The 19,447-nt window shown below is 72.9% G+C and carries 17 protein-coding genes and 3 tRNA genes; 11 read left to right on the top strand and 9 right to left on the bottom strand.

The annotated features are described in order from the left end of the window. Positions 1–55 precede the first annotated feature (55 nt). Together ACQUQ1_RS00570 and ACQUQ1_RS00565 are read left to right on the top strand one after the other, a co-directional pair. Positions 56–1,840: a histidine kinase N-terminal 7TM domain-containing protein gene (locus ACQUQ1_RS00570; protein ID WP_435062176.1), complete on the top strand. Its 1,785-nt coding sequence runs from the start codon at positions 56–58 to the stop codon at positions 1,838–1,840. Between the two features lie 120 nt (positions 1,841–1,960). Next, on the top strand, positions 1,961–3,325 hold the full coding sequence (locus ACQUQ1_RS00565; RefSeq protein WP_435062174.1) for an MFS transporter: 1,365 nt from the start codon (positions 1,961–1,963) through the stop codon (positions 3,323–3,325). Positions 3,326–3,371: 46 nt separating this feature from the next. On the opposite strand, the gene ACQUQ1_RS00560 is transcribed toward ACQUQ1_RS00565, so the two are convergent. Then, a tRNA-Thr gene (locus tag ACQUQ1_RS00560) sits at positions 3,372–3,443 on the bottom strand. Between the two features lie 101 nt (positions 3,444–3,544). After that, entirely contained in the window at positions 3,545–4,210 is a 666-nt protein-coding gene (locus tag ACQUQ1_RS00555) for a DUF7114 family protein (RefSeq protein WP_435062172.1), read from the bottom strand. A gap of 60 nt (positions 4,211–4,270) precedes the next feature. Here ACQUQ1_RS00555 and ACQUQ1_RS00550 point away from each other — a divergent pair, with 60 nt between their 5' ends. Then, complete coding sequence (locus tag ACQUQ1_RS00550) at positions 4,271–4,972, top strand: enoyl-CoA hydratase/isomerase family protein (protein ID WP_435062170.1); 702 nt, start codon at positions 4,271–4,273, stop codon at positions 4,970–4,972. Between the two features lie 143 nt (positions 4,973–5,115). Then, positions 5,116–5,712 (top strand): DUF3105 domain-containing protein, encoded by a 597-nt coding sequence (locus tag ACQUQ1_RS00545; protein WP_435062168.1) that lies wholly within the window; start codon positions 5,116–5,118, stop codon positions 5,710–5,712. A 7-nt stretch (positions 5,713–5,719) separates the two neighbouring features. Here ACQUQ1_RS00545 and ACQUQ1_RS00540 read toward each other — a convergent pair whose 3' ends face one another. Together ACQUQ1_RS00540 and ACQUQ1_RS00535 are read right to left on the bottom strand one after the other, a co-directional pair. Next, on the bottom strand, positions 5,720–7,081 hold the full coding sequence (locus tag ACQUQ1_RS00540) for a hypothetical protein (protein WP_435062166.1): 1,362 nt from the start codon (positions 7,079–7,081) through the stop codon (positions 5,720–5,722). A 93-nt stretch (positions 7,082–7,174) separates the two neighbouring features. Beyond that, positions 7,175–8,008, bottom strand: a complete 834-nt coding sequence (locus ACQUQ1_RS00535; RefSeq protein WP_435062164.1) for an NAD+ synthase — start codon at positions 8,006–8,008, stop codon at positions 7,175–7,177. A 196-nt stretch (positions 8,009–8,204) separates the two neighbouring features. Between ACQUQ1_RS00535 and ACQUQ1_RS00530 the strand changes: the two genes are divergently transcribed. Continuing rightward, positions 8,205–8,275 (top strand) — tRNA-Gly (locus ACQUQ1_RS00530). A 212-nt stretch (positions 8,276–8,487) separates the two neighbouring features. After that, a complete protein-coding gene (locus tag ACQUQ1_RS00525; RefSeq protein ID WP_435062162.1) occupies positions 8,488–8,739 on the top strand; it encodes a hypothetical protein in 252 nt (83 codons plus the stop codon). A gap of 51 nt (positions 8,740–8,790) precedes the next feature. On the opposite strand, the gene ACQUQ1_RS00520 is transcribed toward ACQUQ1_RS00525, so the two are convergent. Then, a complete protein-coding gene (locus ACQUQ1_RS00520; protein WP_435062160.1) occupies positions 8,791–9,513 on the bottom strand; it encodes a hypothetical protein in 723 nt (240 codons plus the stop codon). A gap of 258 nt (positions 9,514–9,771) precedes the next feature. Beyond that, positions 9,772–10,401 carry a non-canonical purine NTP pyrophosphatase gene (locus ACQUQ1_RS00515; protein WP_435062158.1) on the bottom strand — a complete coding sequence of 210 codons (630 nt, stop codon included), beginning with the start codon at positions 10,399–10,401 and terminating at the stop codon, positions 9,772–9,774. Positions 10,402–10,549: 148 nt separating this feature from the next. Here ACQUQ1_RS00515 and ACQUQ1_RS00510 point away from each other — a divergent pair, with 148 nt between their 5' ends. Together ACQUQ1_RS00510 and ACQUQ1_RS00505 are read left to right on the top strand one after the other, a co-directional pair. Beyond that, positions 10,550–11,239, top strand: coding sequence for a DUF7119 family protein (locus ACQUQ1_RS00510; RefSeq protein WP_435062156.1), 690 nt, complete (start codon positions 10,550–10,552; stop codon positions 11,237–11,239). A gap of 75 nt (positions 11,240–11,314) precedes the next feature. Then, positions 11,315–11,422 (top strand) — tRNA-Lys (locus ACQUQ1_RS00505). Positions 11,423–11,711: 289 nt separating this feature from the next. Here ACQUQ1_RS00505 and ACQUQ1_RS00500 read toward each other — a convergent pair. After that, entirely contained in the window at positions 11,712–13,514 is a 1,803-nt protein-coding gene (locus ACQUQ1_RS00500; protein ID WP_435062154.1) for a sensor histidine kinase, read from the bottom strand. 183 nt (positions 13,515–13,697) lie between these two features. Beyond that, a complete protein-coding gene (locus ACQUQ1_RS00495; RefSeq protein WP_435062152.1) occupies positions 13,698–14,156 on the bottom strand; it encodes a deoxyuridine 5'-triphosphate nucleotidohydrolase in 459 nt (152 codons plus the stop codon). A gap of 228 nt (positions 14,157–14,384) precedes the next feature. Between ACQUQ1_RS00495 and ACQUQ1_RS00490 the strand changes: the two genes are divergently transcribed. After that, positions 14,385–16,370 carry an aconitate hydratase gene (locus ACQUQ1_RS00490; protein ID WP_435062150.1) on the top strand — a complete coding sequence of 662 codons (1,986 nt, stop codon included), beginning with the start codon at positions 14,385–14,387 and terminating at the stop codon, positions 16,368–16,370. A 198-nt stretch (positions 16,371–16,568) separates the two neighbouring features. Here ACQUQ1_RS00490 and thiD read toward each other — a convergent pair whose 3' ends face one another. Beyond that, positions 16,569–17,945 (bottom strand): bifunctional hydroxymethylpyrimidine kinase/phosphomethylpyrimidine kinase, encoded by a 1,377-nt coding sequence (gene thiD, locus ACQUQ1_RS00485; RefSeq protein ID WP_435062148.1) that lies wholly within the window; start codon positions 17,943–17,945, stop codon positions 16,569–16,571. 143 nt (positions 17,946–18,088) lie between these two features. Here thiD and tenA point away from each other — a divergent pair, with 143 nt between their 5' ends. Together tenA and ACQUQ1_RS00475 are read left to right on the top strand one after the other, a co-directional pair. Further along, complete coding sequence (gene tenA, locus ACQUQ1_RS00480; RefSeq protein ID WP_435062146.1) at positions 18,089–18,754, top strand: thiaminase II; 666 nt, start codon at positions 18,089–18,091, stop codon at positions 18,752–18,754. After that, the gene (locus ACQUQ1_RS00475) at positions 18,751–19,401 is read left to right on the top strand and encodes a TenA family protein (protein ID WP_435062144.1); all 651 of its coding nucleotides are present in this window, start codon (positions 18,751–18,753) and stop codon (positions 19,399–19,401) included. Before tenA ends, ACQUQ1_RS00475 begins: the two co-directional genes overlap by 4 nt. Positions 19,402–19,447 lie beyond the last annotated feature (46 nt).

The following is a 19,447-nucleotide window of genomic DNA, read 5'->3' as shown; positions in this document are numbered from 1 at the left end:
GATTGAATAATCGAAAGGCGGAATTTATTATACCCCGATCCCAGTAGCGGGACACGTGTTCCCGTCCGGGCTGCTCACGGCGGTGATGGTCGGCACCGTCGCCGTGGGGATGACGGCCACGCTGCTCGCGTGGCGCGAGCGGCCGGAACCGGGGGCGACGCCGCTCGCGACCATGCTCGCCGGGCAGGTGTGGTGGTCGGTGTTCTTCGTGTTCGAGCTCCGCGCCGACACCCTCGCCGCGAAGACGTTCTACTCCGACGTCCAGTGGGTCGGGGTCGTCGTGATCCCGGTGGCGTGGCTCCTGTTCGCGCTGGAGTACACCGGGCGGGACCGGTACGTTCGGCCGCGGTACGTCGCGCTGTTGGCCGTCGTGCCCGCCGTGACGGTGCTGCTCGCGGCGACCGGCGGGTACCACGACCTGCTGTACCTCGACTCGCGGCTCGTCACCGTCGACGGCCGGGCGGTGCTCAACCGGACCGGCGGGCCGTGGTACTGGGTGATCACCGCCTACACCTACCTCCTCGGGCTGCTCGGCTCCATCCCGTTGTTGCGGCTGGTGCGGAGCGACGCGCTCCCGTTCCGCGGACAGAGCCTCGGCCTCCTCGTCGGGACGGCCGCCCCCTGGGCGAGCAACGCGCTGTTCCTGGCGGGTGCCGTCCCCTCCGGGCTCGACCCGACGCCCGTCCTGTTCGCCGTCTCGGGCGTCGCCTACCTCGGGGCGATCACCCGCTTTCGCCTGCTCGGGACGAGCCCCTCCGCGAACCACCGCGCCCGCCGGCTGGTGTTCGAGCGGATGCGCGAGGGCGCGGTCGTCGTCGACCGCCACGACTACGTCGTCGACATGAACGAGCGGGCCTCGGACGTGCTGGGGGTCTCCTCCGCGGAGGCGCTGGGGCGGCCGGCGGACGAGGTCGTCCCGCGCTACGATCAGCTCCCCGAGGAGGGGCGCTCCTCGCGTCACCTGGCGACCGGCTCCGGCTTCCAGCAGCGCCAGTACGACGCCACCGTCACCGCGGTCGCCGACTTCCACGGCCGCCCGCTCGGGCGGGTCGTCTCCTTTCACGACGTGAGCGACCACTTCCGGCGCCAGCAGCGTCTGGAGGTGCTCAACCGCGTGCTCCGGCACAACATCCGCACGGAGACGAACCTCATCTACGGCAACGCGGACCTGGCGGCCGCCGACGACGCGCACGTGGAGGCGGTGAAGGAGGGGGCGATGCGGATCGAGGCGATCAGCGACAAGGCCCGGGACGCCATCGACATCTTCGAGCGCGGGCGTCACCCCGACGAGTCGGTGTCGCTGTCGGCGGTGCTCGAGGAGTGCGTCGCGTCGGCCCGCGAGCGCCACCCCGAACCGGAGTACGACCTCGCGGCCGAGGCGGACGGCGCGGCGGTGTCCTCGGTGCTCGTGCCGGTTCTGGAGAACGTCGTCGAGAACGCCGCCGAGCACAACGACGCCGAGGAGCCGTGGGTCCGCGTTCGGGCGACGCGGGACGACGGCGCCGTCCGCGTCCGCGTCGTCGACAACGGCCCCGGGATCGCCGACCACGAGCGCGCGGTGCTGGAACGGGGGAACGAGACCCCGCTGGAGCACGGGAGCGGCCTCGGCCTCTGGCTCGTCGCGTGGGGCGTCGACATGGCCGACGGCGAGTTGAGCATCGACGACGGCGAGGCGGGCGGGACCGCGGTGACGGTCGCGGTTCCGGCGCTGTCGGACGATGACAGGGACGAAGGTGAGGACGGAGCCGGGAGCGACGACGCAGTCGGGTGCGGCGAGAGTCGCGGGGACCGCGGTGTAGAGGCCGCGGGGGGCCCGGCCGACTCGACGGGACCCGACTGAGCGCGGACGCGTGTGGTTCGCCGTCGGGCCGTCGGTATGATGTGGGATCCCCCCGTGACGTCGAACAGAGCCCCCGGCCGGGTCGGCACGCGCCGGTCGGCACGGGGGAACCGCCCACCGATGAGTCAGGATCGAGTCACCGTCGACACGGACGAATCGGGACCGCTGGACACCTTCCGCCGGTTCTTCGCCCTCGAACGGGACGTGCTGGTGCTGTCGCTGGCGATGTTCGCGTTCAGCCTGGGGTTCCAGATGACCAGCCGCTTCCTCCCGGAGTACCTCGTCGCGCTCGGAGCCTCGGGGTTCGTCGTCGGCCTGTTCGGCACCGTCGGCAACGTCGTCTCCGCGGTGTACCCGTACCCCGGCGGAGCGATCTCCGACCGCCTCGGGTCGCGCTACTCGCTGACGCTGTTCGGCCTGATCTCGACGGCCGGGTTCGGCGTGTGGCTCCTCGCGCCCGAACTCGGGTCGTTCGTGGTCGGCGGCGTCACGGTCGAGCCGTGGGTCTGGATCTTCGTCGGCCTGCTGCTCGCGCAGGCGTGGAAGTCGTTCGGGCTCGGGGCGACGTTCGCGGTCGTGAAGCAGGCGACCGACCCCTCGCGGCTGGCGGCGGGGTTCGCCAGCACCGAGACGTTCCGCCGCACCGCGTTCCTCGTCGGGCCGGTGCTGGCGGCCGTCCTCATCGGCCTCCACCCCGCGTTCACGGTGAGCTTCCGGTACGTCCTCGCGGTGGCGGTCGGCTTCGGCCTCCTCGGGACCGCCGTCCAGCACGTCCTCTACGACGCCAGCGAGGACAGCATCGGCGACTCGTTCGCGGGGATCGACCGCATCCGCCGCGACCTCCGGGAGATGCCCGCGGAGCTGCGGCCGTTGCTCGTGGGCGACACGCTCGTCCGGTTCGCCAACGGCATGGTGTACGTCTTCTTCGTCCTCGTGGTCACCCGGCTCTACGAGGTGGGCTTCTCGGCGACGCTATCGCTTTCGGGGGTCTCCTACGCGGTCGACCTCTCGCCGGCGGCGTTCTTCGGCTACCTGCTCGGCGTGGAGATGCTCGTCGCGCTGCTGGTGATGGCGCCGGCGGCGAAGGCAGCCGAGCGCGTCGGCCTCAAGCCGGTCGTCGCGCTCGGGTTCGCGGTGTACGCGGTGTTCCCGGTCGTGCTCGTCGGCGCGCCCGACGTCCTCGGCCCGCTCGTGCCGCTCCAGTGGCTGCTGGTGCTCGTGTTCGCCTTCTCGGGGCTCCGGTTCGCGGGGCTCCCCTCCCACAAGGCGCTCATCGTCGGCCCCGCGGAGGCGGGGGCCGGCGGGCGCGTCACCGGGACGTACTACCTGCTGCGCAACACGGTCGTCATCCCGAGCGCCGCGCTCGGCGGGTACCTCTGGGAGTTCGTGAGCCCCGAGGCGGCGTTCGCGCTCGCGGCGGGGATCGGGGTCGTCGGCACCGGCTACTTCCTCGCGTTCGGGGAGGAGTTCGAGGCGTATCGGTAGGCAGACGGTCGGCTCCGGAGTCGAGCGTCGCCGGAGAAGGGGAGACAGCCTAGGCCGGGATTTGAACCCGGGCTCTCGTCCTTACCAAGGACGCGCTTTACCGCTAAGCTACCCAGGCGCGAGTACGGATAGCCGGGAGTCGTCTTTAGGCGTTACGATCCGATCCGTCAGAGCGACACCGTATCACGACACGGCGGCCGAATCCGCGCCGGCGACGCGTCAGGGGTCCGCCGACGACGCGACGCGGTCCTCGTCGGCGAGCGTGGCGATCCGGTCGCCGGCGGAGTCGGGGAGCGCGCCGATCGCGGGCATTCGGTCATCGTCGCCGGCGGCGAGTTCGGCGGCGTACGACAGCAGGTCCGCGGGGGCGGAGCCGCCGACGGCGGCGGTGCCGGCGACGACCGCGAGCTCGAACACGTCCGCCTCCAGGTTCCGGTCGAGCGCGGCCGCCCGGTCGGCGTCGGCCTCGCGTCGGAGCGTCTGGTCGCGGCCGAACGCGCGGACCGTCTCGACGGCCTTCTCGGCGGCGGCCGTGCGCGCGAGGAGGTAGAAGCCGCGCGAGACGGACACGTCGGCCGCGAGCACGTCGAGGTCGGCGTCGATGTCGCCGACGGCGTCGAGGTCGGCGGTCGCCCAGGGCTCCGTCTGTGCGAGTTCGCGGGTGAGCCGGAGCCCCTCGTAGATGAGCTGCACCCCGGCGGCGTGGTCCTCGACCGCCTCGGGGTCCACGTCGGGGTCGAGCGCGCGGGCGGAAAGGAGCGTGAGCGCGCCGGGAGTCATCTCGGCGTCGGCGAAGCGGTCGGTCAGCGCGTCCCGGAGCGCCGCCGGTTCGACGTCGGCGACCGACCGCTCCGCGGCGGCCCGAGTCCGCGCGGCGTCGTCCATCGCCGCGAGGTAGGCCGGGGACACGCAAAGACCTTTGGAAACGGGGGGCTACTCCGTCCCGTGATCCGCACCGAACGCGCCGCGGACGGGGCGTACCGGACCGTGACGCTCGACCGGCCCGAGGCGCGCAACGCCCTCCGCCCGGCCGACCTCGACGCGCTGGAGGCGGCGGTCGTCGAGGCCGACGAGCCGGTCGTCCTGCTCCGCGGCGCCGGCTCCGCCTTCTGCGCCGGCGCCGATCTCGACGCGGTCGCCGGCCTCGACGACCCCGAGGCGTTCGCGGCCCACGGCCAGCGCGTCGCCGACGCGATCGAGTCCGCCGACGCGGTCGTCGTCGCGGGCGTCGACGGCGCCGCGCGCGGCGGCGGGGTCGAACTCGCGCTCGCGTGCGACCTCCGGGTGGCGACGCCGGCGGCGACGTTCGCGGAGACGGGCGTCGCCCTCGGCCTGTTCGGCGCGTGGGGCGGCACCGCCCGGCTCCCGCGCGTCGTCGGCGAGGGCGCGGCGCTCGACGTCGCCTGCTCGGCCCGGATCCTCGACGCCGAGGAGGCCCTCCGGTTCGGGCTCGTCTCGCGTGTCGTCGACGACCCGGCCGCGGTGGCCCGCGAGGTGGCCGAGAACGACTCCGACGCGGTCGCGGCGGTGAGGCGGCTCGTCCGCGCGGGCGCACGCGGGGAGGAGACGGCCGCGGCCGAGCGCGAGGCGTTCGCCCGCCTCCACGCCGAGCACTTCCCGCGGGAGGGGGCCTGTCCGGACGGGTGAGCGGCTCCGACGCACGGACGGCCCGAACGGGTGATCGGAGCGATTCAGGGCCGACGCGGACGGGCAACGGGGACGGGAAACGGGGACGGACAACGCGGACGACGACCGGAAGCGTTGAATCCTCCGGGCCACCAAGGCGGGACATGACCGACGGAGACGACCCCGCGACCCCGTCGACACGCCCGCTCTCCAGACGACGCGCGCTCGCCGGACTCGGCGCCGGGGCGGTCGGCGCGCTGGCGGGCTGTCTCGGCGGGGGCGGCGGCGGCATCGAGTCGGAGCCGCTGCCCGAACAGGGCGATCCCGCGCTGCTGGAGGGCGTGAAACAGTTCCCCTCGGAGGGCGCCGACCACGTCCGGCAGGGGACGGACATCGAGTACGACACCCAGCCGCCGACCTCGGGACCGCACTACGGGACGACCGTCCCGGCCGGCTTCTACACGGAGCCGAAGCCGCTCGGCGCGCTCGTGCACACGCTCGAACACGGCGCAGTCGTCGCCTACTACGTGCCGGACGCGCTGACCGACGAGGCCGAAGAGAGCCTGAGAGCGTTCGCCCGGAACTTCACCGGGACGTGGCGGAGCTTCGTCGCGGTGCCGAACCCGTACGACGACCCGGAGGCGCCGTACACGCTCACCGCGTGGCGCCACCTGCTCCGGATGGAAGAGTACGACGCGGAGGTCGTGCGGGCGTTCTGCGCGGAGTTCCTCGGGCGCGGGCCGGAGAACCCGGTGCGGTAGGCCGCCGTCACGCGGGTGTCCGCCGGTTCGGGGGCGACGCGTCCGGGTCCGTCCCGACGCTGGCCCCGCCGAGGAGGTACAGCGGGACCGCCGCGAGGACGAACGCGCCCGCCGCGAGCGTCAGCAGAACGGGCCCGAGCAGGAACAGCGTCCCGCCCAGCGCCGTCAGCGGGGCGAGCGCGAGGAGCGCCGCGAACAGCGCGACCGCCAGTCCGACGGCCGTTCGGGTGCCGTCGGCGTCGGCGCCGGCGTCGGCCCGCCCGAGCGCCGCGACCGCCGGCAGGAGCGCCCCGCCCAGCGCGAGCGCGGTGTGGAAGTCCCCGCCGAGCGCGCGGCCGCCGAGAGCGACGACCAGCCCCGCGAGGACGACGCCGACACCCAGGAGCCGACCGGCCGTGAGCGCCCGCCTGGCCGCCGGGACCGCGACGGCGGCGCCGAGGCCGACCAGGACCGCCCCGACGAGAACGCCGACGAGGAGGTTCCCCGTGACCCCCAGGAGCACGCCGCCCTCGGCGGCGAGCGTCCCGACGGCGAGCGCGGCCCCGCCAACGGCGACGGCCGCGCCGAGCCGCCGCGGGTCGCGGTCGCGGGCGGGCCCCGCGACGCGCCGGAGCGCGACCAGTCCGCCGACGGCGACGCCGTCGGGGACGAGGACGAACGCGAGGAGGTTTCGGGCGACGACGCCCGCGAGCGCCTCCAGCACCGCCAGCGTCCCGAGGAGCCCCGGGGCGGGCGTTCCGGACGGCGCGAAGACGACGAACGGACCGTCGCGCACGTCGGGGAGGGCGGTCGCGGTCAGCCGGCGGCCCTCGACGTCGCCGAAGCCGCGGGCGACGATCGTCCCGTCGGGACCGACGACGGTCAGTTCGTCCGCGCCCAGGTCCGTGTAGACGTACGCGCCGGGGTCGTCGCGGAAGTAGGTGAGCAGGCTCGTTCCGAACGGACCGTCCGCGACGACGTCGAGGGTCCGGTAGCGGACCACGAACGCGCCCTCGCGCACGTCGGCCGCGAGGAGCCGGTGGTCGATCCCGTCGCCGTACCGGACGCCGAAGCTGTCGCCGGCGACGGCGCGACCGAGCGTCTCGTTCTCGGCGAGGCGGTCCAGCGCGGACTCGTTCGCCGGGACCACGCGGACGGTCCACGTCGCGGAGCCGTTCCGATGGACGCGGACGGTCGCCTCGCTCTCGGCGACGGCGGTGTCGAGGCCGTGGTCCGCCGCCGCGCGGACGAACCCGTCGTCGCACGGCGGACACGCCGACACCGGCGCGGGGCTGGCGACCGCGGGGAGGGCCGCGCCGCCGGCGACGAACAGGGCCGCCAGCGCGAGCGCGACGACTGCGCGGGGGGAAGGGGATTCGAGCGGGGACACGGCGGGCAGGTCCGCTCGCGGCGGTAAATCCTTTCCCCCCTCGCGGACCGGACGAGGGGACCGGCAGTCAGCCCCCGGCCGCGTCCGGCGGCGCTACAGCGACAGCTCGTCCGGCGCGGGCGGCATCGCCCGCTTGTGTTTCGAGGACTCGTACAGCTCCTCGACGCGGGCGACCGCCTCGGCGGTCACGTCGAGCGCGCGGACGGTGGCGCTGGTCGACAGCGGGCCGTCGACGTGGAGCGCGAGGATGGCGTCGAGGGTGTCGTAGTCGAGGCCGAGTTCCTCCTCGTCGGTCTGGCCGGTCCACATCTCGGCCGACGGCGTCTTCATCACGAGGTCGCGGGGGACGCCGACGTGGGCGGCGAGCTGGCGCACCTGCTGTTTATAGAGGGTGCCGATCGGGTTGCAGTCGACCGCCTGGTCGCCGTACTTCGTGAAGTAGCCCGTGAGCGCCTCGCTGCGGTTGCCCGTCCCGAGGACGATCCGGTCGTCGGCGTTGGCCGCGAGGTAGTTGAGGACCGCGCGGACGCGGACGCGGACGTTGCTCTCGGCCATCCGGTCGGCGGCGGCGTCGGGGAGCGCCTCGTAGAACGCCTCGGCGATGGGCTCGATCTCGACCACGTCGTACTCGATGCCGAGGTCCTCGGCGACGCGCTCGGCGTCGCTCATGTTCTCGTCGGTGTTGACCGACCCCGGCATCACCAGCCCGCGGAGGCCGTCGGCGCCGAGGGCGTCGACCGCGAGGTACGCGACGGTCGTCGAGTCGATGCCGCCCGAGAGCCCCAGCACCGCCCCCTCGGCGCCCGCCGCCTCCACCCGGCCGGCGATGAAGTCGGTCACGTGCTCTTGCACCCGGTCGAGTTCGGCGTCCGAGAGCCGGAGGTCCAGGGGCGTCGATTCCTCGTCCAGCAGGACGGATTCGCTCATCGGAACCGCGTACGGCGCGGGCGGACAAATAGCCCACTTCCCGCCGGCGACGCGTGGACGCGCGTCCAGTTTCGCGTCGCCGACGCCGACCGATTAGTTGAAGTACGACGATGGGGTAGCAAGCGACACACGCGAGCGCCGTTGCCGAGCAGTTCCGCCGGAACTGCGAGGCTCGGGGCGCGAGCAAAGCGAGTGAGCGCCGTTGGTCCAGTGGTAGGACATTAGCTTCCCAAGCTAATAGCCCGGGTTCAATTCCCGGACGGCGCATGATCGTCTCGAACGGCAGTGAGAGACGTCATCGCGGATTAGAATTGAAGTAGACCGGTCGCGCGCAGCGCAGCGAGCACGTCCGGGCGTGGTTCAATTCCCGGACGGCGCATTCCTTCGACGGCAGACCCCGAAGGGCGGCGGCGTCGGGTCCGGAGCGAACCCGTCGACGGGCACGAAAGCATTTCATGCGGACACGACGAGGGCGGTGTATGCCGCACCGGACCGGAGCCTCGCACGCGGTCGCCGCGCTGGCGGCGATGGTGTTCGCCTCGTACCTGAAGGACGTCCTGAAGCACCTCGTGAGCGCGCGGGAACTCGTCGCGTACGCGAACGCGGCGGGCGTTCACGTCGCGGAACGGGTCGGCGTGGCGACCGCGACGGACCTGCTCGCGAGCGCGGGCGCCGTCGGCCTCCTGGCCGCCCTCGCGTTCCTGGGGGGTGAGCCTACCACCTCCGCGTGATCGGGTGAGGGGCCGTCGCCGCCGGACACTCCTCTCCCGGCCGTGCGACCGTCAGACCGACCAGTCCGTGGGAGTCGAGCCGATCAGGTCCCGAAGCGTCGCGGTCGCGTCGGCGTCGAACCGGAGGACGCGCCGCCACCACGGTCCCCTCCCGGAGTCGTTCGACAGGTCGGCGACCAGCCGGTTCGCCTCGCTCCCGCGGGCGGGCGTCGACAGCGGGACCGCGCGCTCGAACGGCCGCGAGCCGTCGGGGTCGCCGCGGACGAGCACCGCCGCGTCGAAGGACTCCCGGCGGACGTGCGCGTTCGAGGCGAACCGCGACCGCGTCTCGGGCTCGGCGTCCCGGTACTCCTCGCCCGTGAGCACCTCCGCGACCCGGAACTCGCCGATCAGGAACGCCCCCCAGTCCGGGGGAAGCCAGTCCGCGCGGGCAGACTCGGGCCCCCCGACGGTCAGCGTCGCATAGAACAGCAGCGAGTCCCCCGGCTCCAGCCGCGAGAGCGGACCGGCCTTCACGCCGTGCGGGTCGCCGTAGGTGTACGCCTCCCGGCCGAGGACGCCCGCGAACTCCGGGTCGAGGTGGACCGGCAGGTCCGCGGCGTCGTCGGGGACGTACCCCGCGAGGCCGAGGTCGGCGTAGGTGGGGACCGGCTCGCCGGTCGGCTCGCGCTCGGGGATCGGGACGTAGACGAAGCGCCCGTCCGGATAGACCGGCCCGCGGCGGCCGGGGAGGTTCGTGTTCGCGGCGACGTTGATGGCGACCGCGCGGCTCATGGGCGACCGTGTGTCGGCGGCGGCATAGCTTCGGCGTTCGCGTCGCCGGCGCGGGGCGGAACCTACCGCTCCCGGTACCACCCGCGGACGGTCGTCGCATCGCTCGACCGTCCGCCGTAGTTCGTCTCACTGGCGTTCGACGGACCACGCCGAGACCCTCGCTCCGCTCGGGTCTCGTCTCCTTTCAGGAACTACCGTTCCTGAAACCACCTGAAGACTGCGCTCGCGCTGCTCGCTTGTCTTCCGTAGTTTGCCTCGCTATCGCTCGGCAAACCACTCCCCGAACTTCTCCAGCGCCCGCCCGCGGTGGGAGACGACGTTCTTCTCCTCGGGGTCCATCTCCGCGAACGTCGTCCCCTCGTACTCGAAGATCGGGTCGTAGCCGAAGCCGCCGTCGCCGCGCGGGTCGACGATCTCGCCGCGGACGACCCCCTCGAACAGTTTCACCGGGAGCGGGCCGTCCTCCTCGTCGTCGGGGTCGGCCCCCGCGGCCGCGGCGGCGACGCGGTCCGCGCGGTCGACCGGGTCCGGGCTGGCGTCGAACGGCTCGCCGTCGCAGTAGGCGAGCACGCAGCGGAACGAGGCGCGCGGGTCGTCGAGCTCGCCCGCCACGAGGCGGCGGACCGCCCCGACACCGACGGTGTCCTCGACGAACGCGGAGTACGGGCCGGGGAAGCCGTCGAAGCCGCGGACGAACAGGCCGGCGTCGTCGACGAGCACAGGCTCGCCGGCGTGGCGGTACGCCTCCCGGGCGCCGCGGGCGGCGATGGGCGCGAGGTCGGCCGCCTGGATCTCGGTGTAGTCGAAGTCGAGCTGCGAGACGCCGTCGCCGAGGTACTCGCGGGCCTCCCGCACCTTCCCCGCGTTCGTCGTGACGTACCGGAGCATACCCGCGCTCGGGCCGGGCGCGGCAAAGCCGCGTCGATGTCCGGCGTCGGGAGGGCCGGCGGGTCGCGGGCGGGGACCGCGTCACAGGTCACGGCGAGAAGGACCACCCCCGAGAGCCTTTTGCCCCGGCGGGTCGGATCGCTCCGTGATGAGTGACGACCGGCCCGACGGCGGCCGCAGGAGGGCCGAATCCGAGTGGCGTCCCGCCGACCGGGAGGCCGAAGTCGGCGAACCCGTCGTCCGCGGCGACCCCGCGGTCACGGGCGAGCGCGCCGAGCGGGCCGCACGCTTCGACCCGAACGACCCGGACAGCCTCGCCGAGGCCGCCGAGACGGTCCGCCGGTTCGCCACCGAGGCCGTCGGCGGCGACGACAACGTCGTGATGTTGCGCGGGGCGGCCGCCTGTGCCGCGCTCGTGCGCGGCCACGGCTCGTACAAGGCCGCCGCGGAGGCCGCCGGCGACGGCGTCCAGGTGTCGTTCATCCGCAAGTGGGCGCGGGTGCACGACCTCCCCGAGTCGATCCGCCGCCACGTCGCCCGCGGGCACATCGCGCCGACGGCCGCGAAACACGTCGCCCGCGTCGCCGGCGACGCCCGCCTCACGCTCGCGTGGGCGATCCTCGACGCCGACCTCACGGTCCGCGAGGTGCGCCGGGTCGCCTCCGCGATCAGCGACGGAGACTCCCCGGAGGCCGCCCTCCGCGACGAGGGCGTCGTCCCCGGGCGCATCAGCGTCGACCTGCCGCCGGCGACGTACCGCCTGCTCAGGGACCGGGCGTCGCTGGAGAACCGCGATCCGGGCGACGTTCTCGCGGACGCGCTGGAGGAGTACCTCTGAGCGGCCGGCCGCGCCGGGGCGCCGCCGGCGGCGGTTCGTAAACGCTTATGCGGGCACGGCAGTAAATCGACCCGAGGGCTGGTAGCTCAGTTAGGGAGAGCGTCCGGCTTTTAGCCCGTTCGGACGGCCGGTGCGTTCGGGGAAGTCACCGGACGGTCGGGGGTTCGAATCCCTCCCAGCCCGCTCTCGCGACACACAGCGACGAGCGCCGCGAGCGGAGCGAGTGGCGCGAGGAGCCGTGTCGCGTGGGAGGCGTCCGAGAGATTCGAACTACGGTACGAGCGAGCGGAGCGAGCGAAGTGCAGGTGGTTCGAATCCCTCCCAGCCCGCTGTTCCTGCGAGCGCTAGCGGGGTCGAACAGAGTGAGACCTCGAAGCGAACGGGGAGCGAAGCGACCCGTGAGCCCCGCGAGCAGTGGACAGCGTTCGCTAGAGGGATCCGAATCAGGGAGGTCGCGCCGAGCCGACCCCGCCTACCGCAGTTCGCGTTCGAGGAACGACACCGCGGCCTCGACGGCGTCGTCGTTCCCGTGTGCGCGGGGCAGGAGGAGCCGGTAGGAGGCGTCGCCGGCGTCGAGCACGACCGCGTCGTCGCCGCGGCCGGCGGCGATCAGCGAGTCGTACGGCACCGAGAGGCGGCCGCCCTCGTCGCCGGCGGCGACGACCACGACCGCGGTGTCGGTGAACGCCGCGGCGGCGGTCCCGCGCAGTCGGGGGTCGCCGCCCGCGATCGGTTCCGCGGGGCGGAGCGGGAGGAGGTGGTGCGGCCGGTCGTACTCCGGAAGCGCGTCGAGCACCGCCGGGTAGCCGCGCACCTCGCCGCGCAACCGCGCCGGCGTCACCGACTCGCCGACGGCGTCGGCGGCCGCGGCGGCCGCCGGGTCGTCGCGGGCGGCGGCGTCGCCGACCTCCGTCCCGCCGGCCGGCGATCCCGGTCCCCCGTCGGCCGCGTCCGGATCCGCCGGCCGGGCGGCGGATCGGTCGGCGCCGGGGTCGACGCGGGAGCGAGTCCCCGCGCGGTTCGACCGTACGTCGTCGGTCGGCGGCCGAACGCCGTCGGGCGGATCGTCGGCACCGTCCGGGTCGTCGCCGGCGGCGCCGACGGCGGGCCCGGACGCCGCCCCCCCGTCCTCGGGGGGCTCCGTTTCCTCGACGCGGGTCGCCCCGCCGTCGGCCGAGCGGTCCGCGGTCCCGCCGGAGCCGCCGCCGGGGTCGGTCGGGAACTCCCGGGGGGGAACGGTCGGGTCCGCGCCGGGCCGGCGGAAGTGGAGGTCGAACACCGCCCCCTCGGGCTCGTTCGGGCGGACCGAGACCTCGCCGCCGTACATCTCCATCAGCCGGTCGACGAAGAACAGGCTCAGCCCCTCCCCGTGTTCGACCTGCGTGTGCTCGCCGTTGCCGAAGATCTCGTCGTGGCGGCTGGGGTGGATCCCGGGCCCGTTGTCCGCGATCGAGAGGACGACCTGGTCCGGGTGCTCGGTCGTCGTGAGCGTCAGTTCGGGCTGGGACTTGTCGTTGTGCTCGACCGCGTTCTCGATGACGGCGTACAGCGCCGCCGAGAGCATCTCGTCGGCCAGCACCGGGGTCGGCCCGGACACCTCGTCCTCGACGACGACGTTCGCCGTCGGCGCGTCGCCGACGGCCTCCTCGACGGCCGCCGAGAGGTCCGTCGGGCGGAGCGTGCCGTGCTCGCCCGCGAGGACGCCGCTGAACCGGCGGGTCGTACGGGCGCGGTCGAGCATGTCGTCGACGCGGTCGGCGGCGGTGTCCAGCGAGTCGAGCAGGTCCGTCGCCTCCGGCGACTCGATCCGGTCGACCACCTCGTCGGCGACGCGCTCGATGTGGCCGAGGACGACGTTCGCGTCGTTGCGGAGGTTGTGCCGGAGCACGCGGTTGAGGATCCGCAGCGACTCCTCGTAGCGGCGGTGGCTGGTCATGTCGGTGAACACGGCGACGTAGCCGTGCACCTCGCCGTCGAAGGTGAGCGGCGCGATCGACCCCCGTCCGTACACGACCTGGCCGTCCTTGGCGGTGGACTCGAACTCGCCGACCCAGGCGTCCCCGCCGAGGACCGTCTCCTCGATCTCCGCGTACACGTCGTCGTCGTTGACGAGACACCGCGGCGTCGACCCGATCAGTTCCTCGCGGGAGTACCCGGTGAACTCGCGGGCCGCCTCGTTCACGTCGGTGATGACGAGGTCCGTGTCCGCGATGACGGCGGGGCTGACCGTCTCGCGGAACGCTTCACGGTAGAGGCCCGGTTTGTTGGTTGACATATTGGATCGGTGACCGGCCGTCGAACTACGCACCGATTACTATCCAGGTACAAACAGTCTTTCGTCAGACGTTCGGCATACGGCCGGCGATCCCGGGGCGACGGATCGCCGGACTGCGGCCGAACGACCGCGACGACGGGGGTCACGTCCGTCGGTCCGCCGACGGCACGCTCCGACGCGCCGCTACCCTTCGCCGTGGTAGGTGCCGTCGTAGCGGCCCACGTGGTCGGCGGCGGCGAGGACGAACTGCGCGACGCGCGCGCCCGGTTCGAGTTCGATCCGGTGACCCACCTGCAGGAACCCCTCGCCGCGCCCCTCGTAGCCGGCGTCCCAGACGGCCGTGTTGAGCATGCAGGAGTTGCGCAACAGCGTCGAGCGCGGGTAGACGAAGCCGACGTGCTCGTCCGGGACCCGGATGCGTTCACCGTACGTCAGGACGTACGCGCCGGGGTCGAGGCGGTACAGTCCGTCCTCCGGGTCGACCTCGGCGCGTTCGCCGACGCGCTTCCCGTCGCGGGTGATCCGGCCGGGGGCGGTCTGCTCGTACAGCGACTCCACGGTCAGGTCGACGCCGTTCGGCTGCACCTGGTCGTCCTCGACCGGGTCCAGGTACTCCGCGACGGTCGCGCCGGACTCGAACATGCCCGAGAGAGATGCAGGCCGACCGAAAAGCCCGCCGGTCGACAGCCGTCGCCGCGGGGACGGGTCCGGCCGTCAAGCGTCGCCGCGAACGTTCGATCGTTCGGACAGTTTTCGTCCCGAATCCGAGTGCCGTGCGCAATAATTACCGGACGGAGCGGCGGTCCTTCACGAACGTCGGGGTGGGAACTCGCCGGATTTATATCCGCCGGGAGTCGATACGCGGACGATATGGGACAGACGATCACGGAGCAGATCCTCGACGATCACCTCGTCGAGGGCGAGCTGACGCCCGGCGAGGAGATCGGGATCGAGATCGACCAGGTCCTCACGCAGGACACCACGGGGACCATGGTCTGGCTGCAGTTCGAGGCGCTGGACCTCGACGAGGTCCAGACCGAACTGGCCGCGCAGTACTGTGACCACCAGACGTACCAGTTCGACTTCAAGAACACCGACGACCACCGCTTCCTCCGCTCGGCGGCCGGCACCTACGGCGCGTACTTCTCGCGGCCCGGCAACGGCATCTGCCACCAGGTCCACAAGGAGAACTTCGCGGCGCCCGGCAAGACCCTCCTGGGCTCGGACTCGCACACGCCGACGCCCGGTGGCCTCGGCCAGCTGGCGATCGGCGCGGGCGGCCTCGACATCGCCGTCGCGATGGGCGGCGGCCCCTACTACGTCGAGATGCCCGAGATCGTCAACGTCCAGCTCGAGGGCGAGCTCCCCGAGTGGGCGACGGCGAAGGACGTCGCGCTCCACCTGCTGGGCGAGCTGACCGTCAAGGGCGGCGTCGGCAAGGTGCTGGAGTACACCGGCCCCGGCGTCGAGACGCTCACCATCCCCGAGCGCACGACGATCACGAACCTCGGGACAGAGCTCGGCGCGACCTCCTCCATCTTCCCGACCGACGAGAAGACGAAGGACTGGCTCGCGCGCCAGGACCGCGAGGAGGAGTACGTCGACCTCTCGCCCGACGAGGACGCCGAGTACGCCGACACGATCGAGGTCGACCTCTCGGAGCTGGAACCCCTCATCGCGACGCCGTCGATGCCCGACAACGTCGTGCCCGTCCGCGAGGTCGCCGGCACGGACGTCGAGCAGGTCATCATCGGCTCCTGTACGAACGGCGCCTACGAGGACATCCTCCCCGGCGCGAAGATGCTGGAGGGCCGCGAGGTCGCCAAGAAGACCGAGATGATCGTCGCGCCCGGCTCCAAGCAGGCCTCCGAGATGCTGGCCCGCGAGGGCTGGACCGCCGAGATGATGGCGGCCGGCGTGAACTTCTCCGAGGCGACGTGCGGCGCCTGCATCGGCATCGGTCACGTGCCCGCCTCCGACTCCGTCTCGCTGCGCACGTTCAACCGCAACTTCGAGGGCCGCTCGGGCATCGAGGACGACTCGGTGTACCTGTGCTCGCCCGAGGTCGCCACGGCGGCGGCCATCGCCGGCGAGATCGTCGACCCGCGCGACCTGGCCGACGAGCTGGGCGACCTGGAGGCGCCCGGCTTCGAGATGGGCACGAAGTACGGCCCCGGCATGGGCGAGTCCGACCCGGACATCATCAGCCCCGACGAGGCCGTCGACGACAGCCTCATCAAGGGGCCGAACATCGGCGACGTCCCCCTGAAGGACGAGCTCGCCTCGGACATCGAGGGCGAGGCGCTCCTGAAGATGGAGGACAACATCACGACCGACCACATCATCCCGGCGACGGCGGACATCCTCAAGTTCCGCTCGAACATCGAGAAGCTCTCGGAGTTCACCCTCTCGCGGGTGGACGACACCTTCGCCGACCGCGCGCTGGAGGCCGACGGCGGCTTCCTCGTCGCCGGCGAGAACTACGGCCAGGGCTCCTCGCGCGAGCACGCCGCCCTGTGCCCGATGTACCTCGGGATCGAGGGCGTCCTCGCGCAGAGCTTCGCCCGCATCCACAAGGCGAACCTGTTCAACTTCGGGCTCGTCCCGCTCACCATCGACGAGGAGACGTACGAGCGGATCGAGCAGGGCGACGACGTCGAGATCGTCGACGACGTGGGCGAGGGCGTCCGCAACGGCGCCGAGGAGTTCACGATCCGCGTGAACGACGACTGGGAGGCGACCGCCCACCTCGACGCCTCCGAGCGCGAGCGCAAGATCCTCGCGGCCGGCGGGAAGCTCTCGTGGACGAAGCAGCAGCACGACTCCGGCAGCGGCGCGGCGCCCGCTGACGACTAGAGGAACCTCTTTTCGCCTCGGGTTTCCTCGCGCGCCGCTTCGCGGCGCGCTGCGGGAACCGCTCGGCGAAAACCCGTTCATGCCAAAAGGGCCGCTCGCTCGGGCCTGACGGCCCTCGCTCGCGGTACGGCCGCTTGTCCGCACCGCCAGTACGTTCGAAACAGCCACTTCTCCACATAGCTCCATCCGGAAGGCGACCTAGCGCAGCGCGTCCGCCAGTTCCGCCAGGTCGTCGGCGAGTTCCTCCGCGTCGGTCGCCAGCACGCGCGCCATCGGCTCCTTGCCGACGGCGCCGCGGTCGACCACGGCGTCGGGCGTCCCGTCGGCCGCCTCCAGCGCCCGCCGGCCGGCCCAGTCCATCGTCCCGCCGCCGGCGTCGGGTTCGGCCTCGCGGTCGAACTCGACGACCTCCCAGCCCAGATCGGCGAGTGCCGCCTCGACGTCGTCGTCGAAGCGACAGTTCGCGCCGAACCGGAGGGCCGGGTCGACCTCCCGGGCCGCGAGGAGCAAGCGGGCGACGTGGCTGGAGGCCCCGAAGCGGACGCCGCGGGTGTCCCGAACTCCCGACGAGGTTCGGGTGATCCGCCCCTCCACGGCCGCGGTCTCTCCCGACGTCTCGGCGTACGGGGTCGCGCCGACGACGTTCAGCCCCACCTCGGGGACCAGCGGGCGCGCGTCCGCGGCGACGAGGCGCTCGACGACGCCCTCGACGGCCTCCCGGACGGGGTCCCTCGCGGCCGCCTCCCGGAGGCCGACGAGGTGGTGGACCGCGCCCGGTCCCTGTCCCACGTCGAGGGGGTAGCGCACCGCCCGGGCGAGAAACTCGACGGCCGCCTCGACGGCCTCGGACAGCGGGTCGCCGTGCGCGAGTCGGGCGACGGCCGCGCTGGAGAGCGTGCACCCCGAGCCGTGGGTGGCGTCGGTGTCGACCCGCGGGTGGACGAACGTCCGGACGTCGTCGGCGGTCACGAACACGTCGGCGACCTCGTCGCCGCCCCCCTCGCCGTCGCCCGCCCCGCCGTCGACGTGCCCGCCCGTCACGAGCGCGGCGTCGGCGCCCATGTCGACGAGCCGTCGCCCGGCCTCGCCCATCGACGCCCGGTCGGTCGGCTCGACGCCGGTCAGCACGGCCGCCTCGTCGGCGTTCGGCGTCACGAGCGTCGCCGCGGCGACGAGGTCCTCGTAGGCCGACTCGGCCTCGGGGTCGAGCAGGCGGTCGCCGGAGGCCGCCACCATCACCGGGTCGACGACGAGCGGCGCGTCGAGGTCCCGCGCCCGCTCGGTCACCGCCTCGACGATCGGCGCGGTCGCCAGCATCCCGGTCTTGGCCGCCCGCACGTCGAAGTCGTCGACGACGGCGTCGAACTGGGCGGTCACCTCCCCGACGGGGAGTACGTGCGTCGACTCGACGCCGCGGGTGTGCTGGGCGGTGACGCTCGTGACGACGCTCGTGCCGAAGGCGCCGTGGGCCTCCATCGTCTTGAGGTCCGCCTGGATCCCCGCGCCGCCGCCGGAGTCCGAGCCGGCGACCGTCAGCCCGACCGGCCGGGCGTCCGGGGACGGTCGCCGCGTCATGTGCGCCTCCGTCCCCGTCGCCACGGCGTCGACGGGGGCCAGTCCTGCCGTCGGGAACGGGTCGGATCGGTGCGGATCATTTCACAACTCACATTTACAACCGACTCATAACACTTTTGCGGTCGGGTGTCGAGGGGGCCGACATGGCGTTCACGGACTCGATCGCCGACGAGGCCGACGCGTTCTGGACGGCGATATGCGAGCACCCGATGGTCGAGCGGCTGGGGGAGGGAACGCTCGACGAGGAGCCGTTCCGGTACTGGGTGCGCCAGGACTACCGCTACCTGATCGAGTACTCGCGCGTGTTCGCGCTGGGGGCGGCGAAGGCGCCCGACCTCGACCGGATGACCACCTTCGCCGAGCTACTGGAGTCGACGCTGACCGAGGAGATGTCGCTGCACCGCGAGTACGCCGCCGGGTTCGGCATCGACGAGGCGGACCTGGAGGCGACCGAGCCCTCGCCGACGACCCGCGCGTACACGGACTTCCTCGTGCGGACGGCCGCCCACGGCACCTTCGGCGACACGGTCGCCGCGCTGCTGCCGTGCATGTGGGGGTTCAACGAGACCGGGAAGCGCCTGGCGGCGGACGGGCTTCCCGACCACGAGGGATACGCCGAGTGGATCGAGACGTACGCGGGCGAGGAGTTCACCGAACTCACCGACTGGTGCAAGGCGCTCATGGACGACGTGGCCGCCGACGCAGGCGAGGCCGACCGCGAACGCTACCGGGAGCTGTTCGCCACCTCGGCCCGCTACGAGTACCGGTTTTGGGACGCCGCGTGGCGACGGGAGGAGTGGGAGCTGTGAGCGACGGGACCCGGTTCACCGACCGGCTGCGCGGGGAGTGCGCCCCGGCGTGGGAGCGGGCCGTCGACCACCGGTTCGTCCGCGAGCTCGGCGCCGACGAGCTCGACGACGCCGTCTTCCGGCGGTACCTCGTGCAGGACTACGCGTTCGTCGACTCGCTCGCGGGGCTCGTCGGCGCGGCCGTCGCGCACGCGCCGGACATGGCCGCCAGGGCGCGGCTTGCGTCGTTCCTCGGCGTGCTCGCCGACGAGGAGAACGACTACTTCGAGCGGGCGTTCGACGCGCTCGACGTGCCGGACGCGGAGCGGACCGACCCCGAGCGGGCGCCGCCGACGGCCGCGTTCGAGGACCTGATCGGCCGGGCGGCCGGCGAGGGATACGCCGAGACGCTTGCGGTTCTCGTACCCGCGGAGTGGACGTATCTCTCGTGGGCGACCGACGTCGACGGGGACCCGGACCGGTTCTACCTCCGCGAGTGGGTCGACCTGCACGACGGGCCGGAGTTCGCGGCCACCGTCGAGTGGCTCCGCGGGCAGCTCGACGCGGTCGGCCCCGAGCTGTCCCCCCGCCGCCGCGACCGCGTCGAGCGGCACTTCCGCCGGACCGTCGAACTGGAGGCGGCCTTCTTCGACGCCGCCTACGAGTGACCGCGGGGCGGACGGCCGGGCCCTGAGAGGACGCAGGGACTCCGGG

It is taken from the genome of Halobaculum sp. EA56, from assembly GCF_051195075.1.
Taxonomy (GTDB): domain Archaea; phylum Halobacteriota; class Halobacteria; order Halobacteriales; family Haloferacaceae; genus Halobaculum.
Note: the sequence above shows the minus strand (reverse complement) of the source record. Positions and strands in the feature narration are given on the sequence as shown.